At 43.5% G+C, this 14,159-nt stretch carries 16 protein-coding genes; 4 read left to right on the top strand and 12 right to left on the bottom strand.

Annotation, left to right across the window (positions count from 1 at the left end):
- Window positions 1-31: 31 nt before the first annotated feature.
- The 12 genes from AB4298_RS07760 to AB4298_RS07705 form a co-directional block, all read right to left on the bottom strand.
- Window positions 32-574, bottom strand: coding sequence for a DUF3833 domain-containing protein (locus AB4298_RS07760; protein ID WP_371986256.1), 543 nt, complete (start codon window positions 572-574; stop codon window positions 32-34).
- On the bottom strand, window positions 562-1,251 hold the full coding sequence (locus AB4298_RS07755; RefSeq protein ID WP_371986255.1) for a chalcone isomerase family protein: 690 nt from the start codon (window positions 1,249-1,251) through the stop codon (window positions 562-564). The genes AB4298_RS07760 and AB4298_RS07755 overlap by 13 nt, the downstream gene beginning before the upstream one ends.
- Before the next feature lie 28 nt (window positions 1,252-1,279).
- A complete protein-coding gene (locus tag AB4298_RS07750) occupies window positions 1,280-1,789 on the bottom strand; it encodes a DUF2878 domain-containing protein (RefSeq protein WP_248997649.1) in 510 nt (169 codons plus the stop codon).
- Window positions 1,790-1,820: 31 nt separating this feature from the next.
- Window positions 1,821-3,068: a class I SAM-dependent methyltransferase gene (locus AB4298_RS07745; protein ID WP_371986254.1), complete on the bottom strand. Its 1,248-nt coding sequence runs from the start codon at window positions 3,066-3,068 to the stop codon at window positions 1,821-1,823.
- Complete coding sequence (locus AB4298_RS07740) at window positions 3,068-3,838, bottom strand: DUF1365 domain-containing protein (RefSeq protein ID WP_371986253.1); 771 nt, start codon at window positions 3,836-3,838, stop codon at window positions 3,068-3,070. Before AB4298_RS07740 ends, AB4298_RS07745 begins: the two co-directional genes overlap by 1 nt.
- Window positions 3,835-5,115, bottom strand: coding sequence for an NAD(P)/FAD-dependent oxidoreductase (locus AB4298_RS07735; RefSeq protein ID WP_248997652.1), 1,281 nt, complete (start codon window positions 5,113-5,115; stop codon window positions 3,835-3,837). The genes AB4298_RS07740 and AB4298_RS07735 overlap by 4 nt, the downstream gene beginning before the upstream one ends.
- Window positions 5,112-6,005, bottom strand: coding sequence for an SDR family NAD(P)-dependent oxidoreductase (locus AB4298_RS07730; RefSeq protein ID WP_371986252.1), 894 nt, complete (start codon window positions 6,003-6,005; stop codon window positions 5,112-5,114). Before AB4298_RS07730 ends, AB4298_RS07735 begins: the two co-directional genes overlap by 4 nt.
- Window positions 6,002-6,532: a nuclear transport factor 2 family protein gene (locus tag AB4298_RS07725; protein WP_371986251.1), complete on the bottom strand. Its 531-nt coding sequence runs from the start codon at window positions 6,530-6,532 to the stop codon at window positions 6,002-6,004. Before AB4298_RS07725 ends, AB4298_RS07730 begins: the two co-directional genes overlap by 4 nt.
- Complete coding sequence (phrB, locus tag AB4298_RS07720) at window positions 6,529-8,031, bottom strand: deoxyribodipyrimidine photo-lyase (protein WP_371986250.1); 1,503 nt, start codon at window positions 8,029-8,031, stop codon at window positions 6,529-6,531. The genes AB4298_RS07725 and phrB overlap by 4 nt, the downstream gene beginning before the upstream one ends.
- Window positions 8,018-9,019, bottom strand: a complete 1,002-nt coding sequence (locus tag AB4298_RS07715; protein ID WP_371986249.1) for a MerR family transcriptional regulator — start codon at window positions 9,017-9,019, stop codon at window positions 8,018-8,020. Before AB4298_RS07715 ends, phrB begins: the two co-directional genes overlap by 14 nt.
- Before the next feature lie 33 nt (window positions 9,020-9,052).
- Window positions 9,053-10,009: a YbgA family protein gene (locus AB4298_RS07710; RefSeq protein WP_371986248.1), complete on the bottom strand. Its 957-nt coding sequence runs from the start codon at window positions 10,007-10,009 to the stop codon at window positions 9,053-9,055.
- Between the two features lie 169 nt (window positions 10,010-10,178).
- Window positions 10,179-11,096 (bottom strand): polyprenyl-phosphate transporter, encoded by a 918-nt coding sequence (locus AB4298_RS07705; protein WP_371986246.1) that lies wholly within the window; start codon window positions 11,094-11,096, stop codon window positions 10,179-10,181.
- Window positions 11,097-11,648: 552 nt separating this feature from the next.
- On the opposite strand from AB4298_RS07705, the gene AB4298_RS07700 reads away from it, so the two are divergent.
- The 4 genes from AB4298_RS07700 (at window position 11,649) to AB4298_RS07685 (ending at window position 13,858) form a co-directional block, all read left to right on the top strand.
- Window positions 11,649-12,140, top strand: a complete 492-nt coding sequence (locus AB4298_RS07700) for a hotdog fold domain-containing protein (protein ID WP_371986244.1) — start codon at window positions 11,649-11,651, stop codon at window positions 12,138-12,140.
- A 105-nt stretch (window positions 12,141-12,245) separates the two neighbouring features.
- Entirely contained in the window at window positions 12,246-12,539 is a 294-nt protein-coding gene (locus AB4298_RS07695; RefSeq protein WP_248997660.1) for an ArsR/SmtB family transcription factor, read from the top strand.
- A 124-nt stretch (window positions 12,540-12,663) separates the two neighbouring features.
- Complete coding sequence (locus AB4298_RS07690) at window positions 12,664-13,305, top strand: DUF1294 domain-containing protein (protein WP_371986243.1); 642 nt, start codon at window positions 12,664-12,666, stop codon at window positions 13,303-13,305.
- Between the two features lie 82 nt (window positions 13,306-13,387).
- Complete coding sequence (locus AB4298_RS07685; RefSeq protein ID WP_371986241.1) at window positions 13,388-13,858, top strand: FKBP-type peptidyl-prolyl cis-trans isomerase; 471 nt, start codon at window positions 13,388-13,390, stop codon at window positions 13,856-13,858.
- The last annotated feature ends 301 nt before the right edge of the window (window positions 13,859-14,159 follow it).

Below are 14,159 nucleotides of genomic sequence, written 5' to 3'. Positions count from 1 at the left end.
TTGAACTGATTCTTTTTAGTAAACCGGCTCACTATTCAACTTTAGATATCACCAAGGTGACCTCAGCCATGGTGATGCCGAACTTATTAATGTCACTACGATTGATTATCGTGTTGTCATCGATTAAAAACATCCAATCATCAAAGGTCACTTGGTACTCGGTGTCATCCACAGGCAACATCATCTCGTATTCCCATTGCAGCGCCATGCCCACAGCCTGCCCCTTCGCTTCGCCTAAAATATCATTTGCCGTACCAGAGTATTTGCCGTTACCAAGATCGGTGATGTTCCAAATCCTTATTTGCTTTTCGCCGTCATCGTAAATAAACCACTCTTTAATTTCACCTTGATTACCTTGCCAACTAGCCAGCATATCAACAGTAAAACGCCTAACGACCTTGCCACTGTAGTCTTGCACTGTGCCATGGGCTGTGAGCTTTCCGTCAAAGAACTGCTTTAAATCAAGATCCGGCGTTGTACCTTGATAATCATTAATATCGGAGCTTGAGCAGGCCGTTAGCAACAATAACACCACTGCGGCCATACCGTGTTTGACCTTAATTAACAGTCGCATGCAAGCTCTCCTAATAATTGTTTTCTCAGTTCTGGACGGCTGGTTGATTCAGATAACCAAATCGCTAAAAAGTCTTCACTAAAGCCTTTAGGCATCGGATCCGATAACGGTTCACCATTAAAGTAAAATTGGCTCACACCCGAGACCAATACTCGTAGAGTCAGCTTGTCCCCCTCACTCACGTCAGGCCAAATAGACTTGATGGCAGCGAGCCATTTTTGTTGGTTCTGTTCACTCACACCTAAATGCTGCCACTGATCTAAGGTGGCTTCGACTAAGCGTTTACTCGGAATATCTTGGTAGTATTCGATATCTAACACTAACGGTGACTCGCCTTGCTTATAGTCACCGTCTAACGTGAGTAATTTGGCGCGATACAGTGCAAACCACCACCATTGCATTTCTCCACGACCAACTTCTTTAAAGTCATCTGGCTGATACTGAGATAGCGCCTTGTAGGTTGTCGACATCTCTTCTGAAGGGCCTACTTGAGAACTTGTTGCTTGAAGGTCAACACCCTCGCTCGATGAAGAAACGATATGTGTCGATTCATCAATCAGCTGCTGAACAATCTTCGCCTCAGCTGAAACTGTTGACGCAAACAGAATCGCCAGCACACTGATCATGAATTTTGCAGCACCTAGAGTTACCACGCGAACAAATGATGTAACACGCATAATTTATCCCTATCGTCATCAGCTAGGTCTACAGCTGAGGCCGACTAACATTAACAAACATGGGAAACATTACGAGCCAAACGAAGAACAGGATCAATGCGCTGTAGAATAATTCTAACGGCAACACTACCGCTTCAAAACGCGCCCCTGCCAAGTAACTTAAACAGCCAAAGATGCCGCCAAGCAAAGCATTAAACTGCCAATTTAGTTTATGGGCAAAGCCTAAACTGTAGCGTAATGAAATAGCAAAGTGGCACCATATCAATAACAGCCAAAAAGGAAACTGCTGAAATTGAAACACCCCCGCTAACATTAAGGCACTATCGAAGGCAAATCCAAATATAGCGACCTTAAGCATCAAGCTTAAATCCTGGCGCACTTCGCTAGACAAGCCAAAGTGAACCAACAATAGCGGTATAGTCAGCCACAAGGATGAGTTTAAATACAAGATAGATAGCCACCAAACCGCTTGAAACATTAGCAGATTGATGACTATCAAGTGCTGCTGCGCAAACTTAACCAAGCGATTTGGCATCATGCTAACTCCAGAAATCACAGAACACTCTCGACTAGCTATTATGCTGCAAGCGATATTGTGGACGCACTGCGACTAAATGCACGGTACTGGTGGTTCTTTCCAAAAAGCCGCCTTCACAGTAGCTTAAGTAGAACTTCCACATGCGAATAAAGTCATCACCGTAACCAAGCGCTTTTATCTTAGGTAGCGCCGCATCAAAGTTATCGTGCCAGTCTTTCAGCGTTTTAGCATAATCAAGCCCCATATCATCAACCGACCAAGTAACAAAGTCAGTATGCTTAGTAAGCTCATTGGTCATACGTGTCACCGAAGGCAGACAGCCACCGGGGAAGATATAGCGTTGAATAAAGTCTGCCCCCTTGCGGTAGCTGTCGTAACGTTGATCGGCAATAGTGATGGCTTGGATCAATAAGCGGCCATTAGGCTTAAGCAAATTCTGTAATTTTTTGAAAAATCCCGGTAAGTATTCGTGCCCTACCGCTTCAATCATTTCAATCGACACCACGCGGTCATATTCACCGGTTAAGATGCGGTAGTCATCTTTGAGTAAAGTCACCGAATCTTGCAGCCCTTCTTCGGCCACCCTAGCCACCGCGTAGTCATATTGCGCATCAGAAATCGTAGTCGTGGTGACGTTAACGCCGTAATGTTTAGCGGCGTAAATAGCTAGCGCGCCCCACCCAGTTCCCACCTCTAATAGAGTTTGCCCAGGAGTTAAATCTAGACGTTCACAAATCGTTTTTAACTTGTGTTGCTGCGCCTCATCAAGAGACGCACCGCTGTGTGGATAAAGCGCACTTGAATACAGCATCTCTTTATCTAAAAACTGCTGGTACATTTCATTGCCCAGATCATAGTGGGCCAAGATATTACGCTTAGAACCAGCCTCTGTATTTCGGTTAAACAGGTGAGTCAAGCGGCTAAAAGGCGCCGTCAACCAAGATAGCTTTTGCTCAAGCTTATCTAATAACGGCAAATTGCGCGCAAATAGCTGCACCACTTTGGTTAAGTCAGGGCTGGTCCAATGGGCTTGAATATAAGCTTCGCCCGCACCAATCGAGCCAGATAAGAGTATTTGTCGATAAAAACGGGGATTATTAACGATTATCGTGGCGTGTAAGTCAGACTCTTTACGGCCAAACTCATAACTCTTATCACCATCGATAAGGCTTAAATGGCCTTCAGCCAAGCCTGGCAATGCGCTGAGCAATAACTTTCTCGCCAAACTGTCAGGTAGACGCTCTGTGGCCAGATTATTTTTAGTGGTTATATTTTCCATTATCTTTTCTCCGCTGGCTTACCTGGATGCCCAACAAAAGGCACACGTTTTATAAATAGTTTAAGTGCTTGCCAATAAATACCCTGAACGATTTTAAGCGTCATCAAGGGAAAACTAATCAGCATTGATTGCAAACTTTTGGCGCTCATCTCACGTTTGAATAAACATAAATTGGCATCAAATAACTTCTGCGTGTTGCGGTTCTCAATACCTACCCTCACTTCACTACTTGGCGCTTTCACTCGCCAAACGTATTTCATATCAAGATCCATAAAAGGCGAAACATGAAACACTTTATCTGTTGGCTGAGTATGCTCAAGATTGACCAAGTAATAGTGACGTTGATTCCAAGGCGTGTTACTCACCTCGGCCAATAAATACTTAGGCTGAACACCCTGATAACAAAAAAAGCAGTTTATCGGGCTAAAATAGATGCCAAAGTGTCTAACTTGCCCCACAAATACCACGCGATTACAGCCTGCTTCTGCACCTAATTCTGCTGCTTTGTTGAGTACTTTTGTCTTTAAATCTTGCTGCTGTTTGCCACAGTTTGCTAAATAATCTGTTTGCTCAAATCGCAATGGCGCAAAACCCTTTGAAGAAAATACCCAACTCACCTCTTCTAATCGTTCTAGCTCATCGAGATCGATGCCCAACATTGCCATTTGATAATCGAAACTGTGCTTAGTCGGGCTATAGCGGCGATGCATTACCTTGCCGCTATACACGCCGCTAACAAATGGTTCACCCTTTAACGGTGCTTGTGTCATAAACGCATTCCAAAGGCTTCACACACATCAAATGCACTGTGAACACCATCTTCATGAAAGCCGTTATACCAATACGCCCCAGCAAAATGGGTGTGGTTAACACCGGAGATTAATTGTCGTTGTGACTGAGCTTGTAAGCTTTGCTCATTAAAAACCGGATGCGCATAATTAAATGTACGTAATACCTTGTCAGGTGAGATCAACTCAGATTGATTTAACGTCACACAAAATGTTGGCGTGCCAGCTGGCAGGCGCTGCAAAATGTTCATGTTATAAGTCACAGAAGCTTGTCGCTGAGTATTACCATCTAGGCGATAGTTCCAGCTTGCCCAAGCCGCTTGCCGCTTTGGCATTAAGCTTTCGTCTGTGTGGAGCACCACTTCATTATTTTGATAGGCAAGCTTACTCAGCACTTGCTGTTCGTCGGCGGTGGCGTCTTGTAACATCGCCAGTGCTTGGTCGCTATGACAAGCCAAAACAACTTCATCAAACTCTTGCCACTCACCTTGGCTTATCTGTAATTGCGCGCCGCTGTTAGTGCGTTTAATGGCGGTTACTGGGCTGTTTAAATGAATCGATTGTTTAAAAGGAGCGATTAAGTCAGGAATATAACTTCGCGAGCCTCCCTCAAGCACATACCACTGGGGTCTATCTGCGATATTGAGTAAGCCGTGATTTTCAAAAAACTGGATAAAGAAACGCAGTGAGAAAGCCCGCATATCGTCAATACTAGATGACCAAATGGCAGCGCCCATTGGCAGAATATAATGTTCACTAAAGAAGTCACTAAAGCCTTCGGTATCGAGCAGTTCACCCAAGGTTTGGTATTGATAGTTATCCGCCGAAAAAGCCTGCTTACAAAGCTTGTTGAAACGTAAAATTTCCCGAATAAACAACCAGAATCTAGGTCTGAATAAATTACGTTTTTGTGCAAAAAGGCTAGATAAAGTATTGCCGTTATACTCAAGCCCAGTTGTTGCATTGTGCACACTAAAACTCATCTCAGTGGCTAAGGCCTTAACGTTAAGACGCGCTAATAGCTGCTCAAATCTAGGATAAGTACGGTCATTAAACACGATAAAGCCAGTATCAATAGCGTACTCTTTACCCGCCACTTCCACATCAACTGTAGCAGTGTGTCCACCTATGTAGTCATTGGCCTCAAAGACAGTGACATCGTGTTTTTGCGATAAAATATGTGCGCTAGTTAAGCCTGAGATCCCGGTACCGACAATCGCTATTCTTTTGCGCTGCTTGCTGTTTTCAACGATATTCATGGGCTCACCTTTTGTTTTTCTTTAGTGCTGGCTTTTTTATCTTTAGGTTGTTGCTGATTGCTTTTTGACTGGCTACTTTGCAGCTTTTCTTTGACGGGTAAATCTAATGCACCGTCTTCAATCTGACTAATGTCATCAGGCTCTTTTGCACCGCTTAAATGCTCCCAAATACCACGTGGTAGTAACGCAATAAACTTCAATAACAGAGTGAAACGCTTGGGAAAATGGATCTCTCTAACGCCTTTATGCAAGCCTTTACGAATTGCATTTGATGCCTGTTCACTACTTTGCTGCATCGGCATTGCAAAATCATTTTTATCAGTAAGTGGCGTTTTAACAAACCCAGGACAGATAACGCTGACACCAATGTCATGGGGCTTCAAGTCAATCGCTAAGCTCGATGCTAAATACTGCACTGCAGCCTTTGAGGCGCCATAAGCCTCTGCTCGAGGGAATGGTAGATACACAGCGCTGGACCCCATTAATGCCAGCCTACCGCCCTTGGCAATGAGCGGCGTGAAAGCCGATAAACAGTAGCCCATGGCAATAAGATTAGTACGGATCACGCGCTCAAACAGCTCGCCGTCAAAGTTAACCGCGTCATTGATATACTCACAACTTCCGGCATTTAAAATCACTAAATCTAGCGGTGCAGAAAGCTTAAGTTTGACGATAGCAACCTGTGCTTTAAGCTCGTCATTATCCGTGATATCAAATACCAACTGTTCAGCACCTTTAAGCTGCGATAGGGCTTGCTGATTACGACCACAAGCAAATACCTGCCAGCCTTCAGCGATATAATCTTGAGCCAGCTGCAAACCAATACCGGAACTAGCACCTGTGATAAGTACGCTATTTTGCTGCTTACTGATTAATTTTGCGGTATTCATCGTGATGCCTTTGACTTAACTAGCTTGACCAAGCTTCCTACTAAAGGAATATGTTCGTACAACATGGTTCCGAGGTCGAAAAAGTCCTGATGCTGATAAATTTTGTTGTTTAGCCCAAGAATGCTAACGCCTTCAACAGTAATATCCTCGCCGGCATTGAGCTTCGAGTGACTAAATACCATGGTCCACTTAAGGGTTGCAGCACCTTGTTGATGGATAACCTGATGAATATCAAAATCAATTGACGCCACATTCTGATAAAGATTGGCAAAATAATGGGTTAGAGCGGGTAGACCTGAGACATGATGTAGCGGATCGCTAAATTCGATGTCATTACTGTAAACCTGAGCAAGTAGGTGCAAATTGTCCTTATTGAGGTGTTGATACAGACGAATGAAGCTATCTATCAGTGCTTTTTCCTGCATCACTTGTGCTTGCGACGGTTTGTCACTTGATGGCTCATAGTCGCCTTGAGTCTCACTCAAAGATGACAAGTCTGTGGTTAATCGTTCTGCGCTAGCTGTCATCCGAAAATCTCCTTGTCTAAATCCACACTACTGTCGCTACGTACTTGCTGAGCATTGACGCTTCCTTTCTTCATCGCTGACAAAACATCTATCGCGCGCATTCTGGCAAACTTATGGTCCACTATAGGAGAAGCATAGTCCGTTTCAACAAAAAGTTGTGCTTGAGTGGGTATTTTAAGCTTATGAATTAACTTCAAATCTACCTGTTCAAGCTCTGGTAAGTAGGTACGGATAAATGCGCCGGTTGGATCAAATTTTTCGCACTGTGAAATCGGATTAAATACTCGAAAATAGGGCTGAGCATCACAGCCTGTTCCTGCTGACCATTGCCAGCCACCATTATTAGCCGCTAAGTCGCCATCAATTAGTTTTTGTCTGAAATAGCGCTCGCCCCAGCGCCAGTCGACCAGCAAATGTTTAGTCAAAAAACTCGCAGTCACCATACGTAGACGATTATGCATCCAACCCGTTTGGTTTAACTGTCGCATGGCAGCGTCCACTAACGGGTACCCTGTACGACCTTCACACCAAGCTTGAAACTCCCGAGGGTTATTGCGCCATTTGATTTGGTCGGCCAAGGCATTAAAGTTGGCACTTTTAGATAACTTGGGAAATGCCACCAGCAAGTGACGATAAAACTCACGCCAAATCAATTCGTTTAACCAGCAGCGCCCAGGACTTTCGTCATGCACTAACGCATCAGGATAGTGACTTAACAGCACTTGCAAACATTGACGAGGACTAATGATGCCTACAGCGAGATAAGCTGAAAGCTGGCTAGTGCCATCAATCGCAGGAAAATCTCGACTCGCTTGATAATCTGCCACTTTATCTTTTGCAAATTGACGTAGCTTGGCATGTGCAGCCAGCTCACCGACCGGCCAGCGGCGGCTACTGGATTTTTCGCAATCAAACTCAACATAGTTTGGCATTGGTAATGGCGTAGCTATCGGCTCTGGGCGGGCTAAAGTTTGGATTGGAGCTTGCTTTGCTATCTCACGCCACTTTTTAGCAAAAGGCGTAAATACCTTATACATTTCACCCGACAAGTTGAGCACGGATAAAGGCGGTAAAAAACAATGTTGCTGACTAAGCTCAAGATCGACTCCAGCCTCAATGACGGCGTGATCTCGACGCTGCTCATTACACTCTGGCTCGCTAGTGGCAAACACCTTAGCAATCTGCCAATAGTTGATGTATTTCGACAGCAGTGCAGGCATCGCCTCAAAGTCTTCCGAGTGACAAATATCCAGCGGGATCCCAAGCTCTGCCAGCTCTATAGCAAGTTGATTAACCTGCCTTTCTATAAAGTCTAACTGAATGGGCGCGGCGTCATGTAATGTCCACTGCTCAGGCGTAACAAAGAATATTGCCCGCACAACGCCTTGATGCTCTGTAGCATACTGGCAAGCAGCCGCTAGACTTTGGTTATCATCAATGCGCAGATCATGTCTAAACCACACAAGCGTATTGCCATTCGTTGAGTCAGTATTTGGCATCTTGTTTTCCTTCCTCAGCTTCTTCAGAGACAATTTCTTGAGAGGTATTTTTTATAGCGTTATTTTCGTTGGAGATTATGGTTTTTGCTGGAGTTCCAATGCCACACTGCATCAGGAGTTTTGGTATGTCGTATTGAGCCATTCCTAATGCTTGATTAACCATTTTGGCGTAACTACCAACCAGAAAAACGTCAGCATTTGCACTAGCAATAAACTCTTGTAATACTTGGGTTTGCGTTGCAGTTAATTGTGGCTGCGCCACTAAAAATACTTGGCTACAGTTGAGTCGCTGCACGATAAAACTTAGCTCACTAACATTGGTGATTTTTATAAGGTTATGATTAACGTGGTAGGCAGATAACTCGGCAGAAACAAGCAACGCATTGCTTGGTTTCCCCCCCAGAAAATCAACCAGCAACGAAGGCTTTTGAGCGTCGCCTTGCAGTTGAGCCAAGCGCCGTTTGGCGACACGAGCTGACAATTCTTCAACAACCCAAGTTTCAATACTAGATGCATCGGGACGTCCCAGTAGCAAGCCTTCGAGTCCATTTAGCCAAGGCCAATACAGACCATTTTTTAGTACTGAAAACGGATACAGGCCTGAAAGCTCGGTAAGCTTACCGTTGAGAGCGGTGGCATTAAAATCGAGACAAGATTGATTTAAATATTCAATATGATCTAACCAAAGGTTTTGCTCTTCTACACTTAAGGCTTGTTTAGCTAAAGGCTTTACCGCAGCTTTTGTCTGCGAAGCTTTAAGCAGTGGCTTCACTTTGCTAATGGCCACACCTTGGTTTAGCCAAAACAGGATCTCTTCAATTTGGGCTAAATGAGACTCGCCGTATAACCTGTGTCCTTTTGGGGTTCGTTTAGGGACAACTAAACCAAAGCGTCTTTGCCAAGCCCTTAAGGTCACCGGGTTAACCCCTGTTCGCAGGGCAGCGTCTCCAATAGTTAACCATATTGCTTCATCTTCAGCCTTATCCATGCAGTACTCCTCGTCAGAAATCAAACAATATGCCTAATAGGCATAACGAAGCTTGAGCTCTTGAGGATGCGGGTTAAGATACACTTGGTTCTCAATGTAAGGCGTTGGAAACTCACGCAGATAATGGTTAATCAGCGTCATCGGCACTAAGATTGGTTGCAGTCCTTGGTTGTATTTAAGGATTGATTCAGCAAGTTCCGCTTTTTGCGGACTTGATAAATGCTTTTTAAAATAACCTTGGATATGCTGCAGCGCACTTGTGTGATTTTTACGGGTCGCTTTAATCTTTAAGATCTGCATAAAGCCGGTAAAATAAATGTCTGCAATCTTTTCTAGATCGCCGCTCATATCCGCGAGCAAAGGGCCTAGTTCGCGATATAACTTTGGATTGTGTGCCATCAGCATGTATTTGTAGCGCGCGTGGAAATCTAAAATATTACTCTTGGTTAAACCTGACGCTTTTAGCATGTGCCAATCATGGTAGGCATAAACTCGGGTGAAAAAGTTTTCACGGATAGGTAGATCATGTAAACGCCCTTCTTCCTCAACTGGAAGCAGCGGGTAACGCTCCATCAATTTTCGAGCATAAACACCAATGCCCGATTTCCAGCCATTGTTAGTGCCATACTTGTACTCAGTAACTCGCTCCATGCCACAGGTTGGCGACTTAGCACATAAAATGTAGCCTCCTAAGAAATCTAACTGCGCGACTTTTTTATCACTAAACTCATTGAGTTTGTCGGTAACATCAACCGAACCATCGGCACTTTTGACAAAGATAATATCGCCATCTTTTTCAAGACGGATTGATTTACGCGGCGCTCCCATGCCTATGGCCATTTCAGGACACACTGGCACATAATCGAAATGTTCGGCTATCTCTTTGCGGCAATAACTTGAAGCCTTATGACCACCGTCAAAACGCACTTTCTCGCCGAGTAAACAGGCACTAATACCGATCTGGATTTTATCTGGATTAAATTGGCTCATAGTCATAATACTCCCTTATAGAATGTTCAATACGCCACATACTTGTACAAGGATCACTTTTTTGTACAAGTTTTAATTTAGTCCAAATTCAAATCGCTTTCTAGTTGTTTTTAAACATAAAAAAAGCCAGTTTAGAACTGACTTTTCAATGTATTAATGAATAAAACGCTTATCGTGTTTTATTGGCAAACCGCTCTAATCCCCACACCAGAAGAATACCGCCGCACATAGCAATAACCGCATATAACAGTAGTGATGGCTGACCGGTGATTTGCTCATACTGCATAGGAGACAAGACACGCTCATCAAGTGGTACCATTTCGCCTTTAGAGTTTTCACGGAAAGTCAGTACTTCTTTCCATGGCCAGATTTTACCGAGTGTACCCAGCATTAATCCGGTTAAAAAGACTAACGTTGCATCGTGGAACTTACGCAGCAACGCCGATAATACATGGCTAAAACAAAGGATACCGATCGCAGCACCCGCGGCAAATGTTGCCATAATGCCCAATTCAAAGTTTTTAACCGCACCGATTACTGGGGTATATAAGCCCAGTAATAACAAAATAAAACTGCCAGAAATACCGGGTAAGATCATTGCTGTAATCGCGATACAGCCACCTAAGAATACATTTAAGTAAGTCATCTCAAGCGCAATTGGGTTGAGCATGGTGATGCCCCAAGCAAACACTACGCCTAAAGCAAATAAAGCTAAACGCGCGAAAGTGATGCCTTTAACCTGCTTAAGCATATGGATGACTGAGATGACAATTAAACCAAAAAAGAACGACCACACAGGGATTGGATGAGTGTCGAGTAAATAAGTGATTAGCTTGGCTAAGGTCAAAATACTCGTCAAGATCCCACCAAAAACACAGACTAGAAATGGACCATTAATATGCATAAATGCCGCTTTAATGCCTTTTTCTTTAATCACTCCAAATAAAGACGGATTAATCTTCTTAATGCTTTCAAGCAGTGGGTCTAAAATCCCAGCGATAAATGCGATTGTACCGCCTGATACACCTGGGACCACATCTGCAGCGCCCATTGCCATCCCCTTGAGGTAGGTCTTTAAATAATTCACTTTATTCCTTAATTTACTGAGATGTTTTAATCGGCCGAAATTATACGTGCCACTTCCTCTAAAAAGAAATGAAATACAGTTTATACCAATCAGTATAAGAAGTTGATCTACTCAGAGCGTTTTTTGGGCAAACTAATTCAAGGCGAATAACTGAAAGAATGGTTAGTCCCTTGTGAAGTTGTTCAACGAAGAAGTAGGCAGCCAAAAACGCTCCAGAATGGCGAGTTTTAGCGGCTCTGATACTGCGTTAACGAGCTTAAACGTAGAATAACTATGCTCTTCACTCGCTGCGAGCTGCATGGATGCAGCGAATGACATTAAAGCAGGAGCACTTAATGACCTTGTCTCAGTGCCGCTAAACTCTCGCTGAGCGACCAAATCTTTATACTGATTGGTATTTATTTTCTGCACACAGAATAATCGATGCTAGCAATCAATGTTAATTCAATGTTAACCTCATCCGACCAGTTGCACGACTATTTATAGTTCCAACTTTGAATAGGATACGAGCCGTAAGCTCACAACAGCGAATAACCAAAGGACAAACAGCAGATGAGCAATACTAATAATAAGCCCACTAAAGTCATGTCACTGTATAACCGAGTCACCAAGCTGCCTTTTGGCAACAAGATTTTTTCAAAAATGGTGAGCCGTATGGCGCCTTATTTCGCAACAGTAAAACCCATGATTAGTGAATTAAATGTGAATCGCTGTGTGTGCTTAATCAAAAAACGTAAAGCGGTACATAACCACATCCAAACTGTACATGTGATTGCTATCTGTAACGGACTAGAAATGGCGATGGGTGTGATGGCTGAAGCGTCTATTCCTAACCATTTAAGGTGGATCCCTAAAGGCATGAGTGTTGATTATACCGCTAAAGCTGGCAGCGATATCACCTGTATTGCCGAAGTGAAACCTGAGCAATGGGTGCCCGGTGATATGCTGGTTGAAGTTAACGCTTATGACACCGACGGCGTAGTGGTTGTGAAAGGAACAATCAAGCTGTGGATCTCTGAAAAACCAGCGAAAATATCAACCTAGAGTAAGCATGGTCACTTGCTAATAAAAATATCACTTGTCGGTTAGCGGATTCCTGCTATTATTTCGATTATTATAGAAACATATTTATTGGTTGAGAGTTAGCATATGGATACTGAAATTGCAGCAAAAGCTTTAAAAGAGCTAGGCCACCCCACCCGCCTGACGTTATTTAGATGTTTAGTTAAAGCTGGCCATAAAGGCTTGCCTGTTGGGCATTTGCAAGAAAGCTTACAGATCCCTAATTCAACTCTATCGCACCATCTAGCAAGCTTAATGTCGGCAGGTTTAGTTAAACAACACCGTGAAGGTCGAGTATTACACTGCATTCCTCAGTTTGATTGCTTAGAAGGGCTTATTCAGTTTTTACAAGAAGAGTGCTGCTCAGACGAGTCTTGTTAATTATCCTAAATCTTAGATACATATCTAACGCGGGTGAGCCATCACACATGAACCATTGCGCATGGCCCATTCGCTGAATGCATATACTCTGTTATCGTATCAATCACTATTAAAGCTAACATAAATGTCGCAAATCGGTGTTATAGAGAGTTGGGATGATGCCAAAGGCTTTGGCTTTATCCGCTGCAATAATCTCAAACAGCAGGTATTTATCCATATCTCCGCATTTAATACTAAGCTCAGACCTGTTGCAGGTGACTCAGTAGAGTTCGACCTATTCAATAAACGCGGTAAAGTGCATGCTGAAAATGCTCGCTTACTCAAATCCAGTGCTACAAAAAAGATAGCTCAAGGCAAAAAGGCCAAAGCGTCCGATAAAATCAAAACCTCATCTAACCCGCTAATACTCCTTATCGCAGTCAGCTTTATTGGAGTATTCGCTCTGGCTTACTCATTAGCAATTTTGCCGCTATGGCCATTTGTGTATATCAGCATAATCAGTCTGATGACTTTATTGACCTTTGTATGGGATAAACGTGCCGCCAGAAACAACAGCTGGCGCATAAGCGAAGCAAGATTGCACCTATTAAGCTTACTCGGCGGTTGGCCAGGAGCATTACTGGCGCAGCAATGGCTAAGACACAAATCAGCTAAAGGTCGCTTTAAAGTCATACTTTGGTTAGCCATTATTAGCAATATAACCATCTGTGCAGGCTTAGTTTATTTCGCTGAGCAACAGCAGCTGATAAATATCAACTTGGCTTAATATTTACAATGCTGGCTCAGATTTACCTATGGTGAGGGATTCGCTATTATTAGCGGTCAAATCAAAACAAGGTGTCTCAATAATGAAAGTGGTTTTAGCTGTTGTAGTGATTGCATGTGTGGTGTTTTACTTCTTTACCTCAATGAACAACCAAAAAGCGGCCAAAGAAAATATCGCTTTAGGCAATGCATTCCTTGCCGAGAATAAACTAGAAGACGGCGTAACAACCACAGTATCAGGCCTGCAGTATCAAGTACTTGAAGCGGGTACTGGCACAGTACATCCAAAGGCTAGCGATACCGTTACCGTGCATTATCATGGCACCCTAATTGATGGCAGTGTATTTGACAGTTCAGTTGAGCGTGGTGAGCCAATTGCCTTCCCGCTTAACCGTGTGATTAAAGGTTGGACTGAAGGCGTACAGCTAATGGTTGTTGGCGAAAAAGCCCGTTTCTTTATTCCAAGTGAACTTGCCTACGGTAATCGTAGTGCTGGTAAGATTGGCGGTGGCTCAACCTTAATCTTTGATGTTGAATTGATCAGTATCGACTAACACTGATTTATTGATTCTAAAAAACAAAGCCCGAATGGATAACCATGCGGGCTTTTTATTTGATACTGGCAACAGCGTTTTTTTAGTCAAATAAACCTCGTTACTGATAACGAGGCATTGCAAATATTACGCTTCGTAACCAAATGGGTCATCGATTGAGTGCGCAGGCTTGGTGAACCATACTGGGCCTGTTTCACTCATATACTCTTGTTTAAAATCAGGGTCTTCATGGCGCACATCGAACTCCCCTGATATACATCGCGCTTCTTACACAAAAAAATGCCTCGTTACTGATAACGAG

Source organism: Shewanella sp. 10N.261.52.F9 (assembly GCF_041471165.1).
In the GTDB taxonomy this organism is placed as follows: Bacteria; Pseudomonadota; Gammaproteobacteria; order Enterobacterales; family Shewanellaceae; genus Shewanella; species Shewanella marinintestina.
The sequence above is the reverse complement of the archived record's forward strand: the minus strand, read 5'-3'. Positions and strand labels throughout refer to the sequence as shown.

Excerpts from the sequence above, each read along its gene's own strand:
- AB4298_RS07690 (WP_371986243.1), top strand. The coding sequence starts at position 12,664 with ATGTCGCAAATCGGTGTTATAGAGAGTTGGGATGATGCCAAAGGCTTT.
- AB4298_RS07710 (WP_371986248.1), bottom strand. The coding sequence starts at position 10,009 with ATGAGCCAATTTAATCCAGATAAAATCCAGATCGGTATTAGTGCCTGT.
- AB4298_RS07685 (WP_371986241.1), top strand. The coding sequence starts at position 13,388 with ATGAAAGTGGTTTTAGCTGTTGTAGTGATTGCATGTGTGGTGTTTTAC.
- AB4298_RS07740 (WP_371986253.1), bottom strand. The coding sequence starts at position 3,838 with ATGACACAAGCACCGTTAAAGGGTGAACCATTTGTTAGCGGCGTGTAT.
- AB4298_RS07735 (WP_248997652.1), bottom strand. The coding sequence starts at position 5,115 with ATGAATATCGTTGAAAACAGCAAGCAGCGCAAAAGAATAGCGATTGTC.
- AB4298_RS07700 (WP_371986244.1), top strand. The coding sequence starts at position 11,649 with ATGAGCAATACTAATAATAAGCCCACTAAAGTCATGTCACTGTATAAC.
- AB4298_RS07725 (WP_371986251.1), bottom strand. The coding sequence starts at position 6,532 with ATGACAGCTAGCGCAGAACGATTAACCACAGACTTGTCATCTTTGAGT.
- AB4298_RS07715 (WP_371986249.1), bottom strand. The coding sequence starts at position 9,019 with ATGGATAAGGCTGAAGATGAAGCAATATGGTTAACTATTGGAGACGCT.
- AB4298_RS07760 (WP_371986256.1), bottom strand. The coding sequence starts at position 574 with ATGCGACTGTTAATTAAGGTCAAACACGGTATGGCCGCAGTGGTGTTA.
- AB4298_RS07730 (WP_371986252.1), bottom strand. The coding sequence starts at position 6,005 with ATGAATACCGCAAAATTAATCAGTAAGCAGCAAAATAGCGTACTTATC.
- AB4298_RS07745 (WP_371986254.1), bottom strand. The coding sequence starts at position 3,068 with ATGGAAAATATAACCACTAAAAATAATCTGGCCACAGAGCGTCTACCT.
- AB4298_RS07755 (WP_371986255.1), bottom strand. The coding sequence starts at position 1,251 with ATGCGTGTTACATCATTTGTTCGCGTGGTAACTCTAGGTGCTGCAAAA.
- AB4298_RS07750 (WP_248997649.1), bottom strand. The coding sequence starts at position 1,789 with ATGATGCCAAATCGCTTGGTTAAGTTTGCGCAGCAGCACTTGATAGTC.
- phrB (WP_371986250.1), bottom strand. The coding sequence starts at position 8,031 with ATGCCAAATACTGACTCAACGAATGGCAATACGCTTGTGTGGTTTAGA.
- AB4298_RS07695 (WP_248997660.1), top strand. The coding sequence starts at position 12,246 with ATGGATACTGAAATTGCAGCAAAAGCTTTAAAAGAGCTAGGCCACCCC.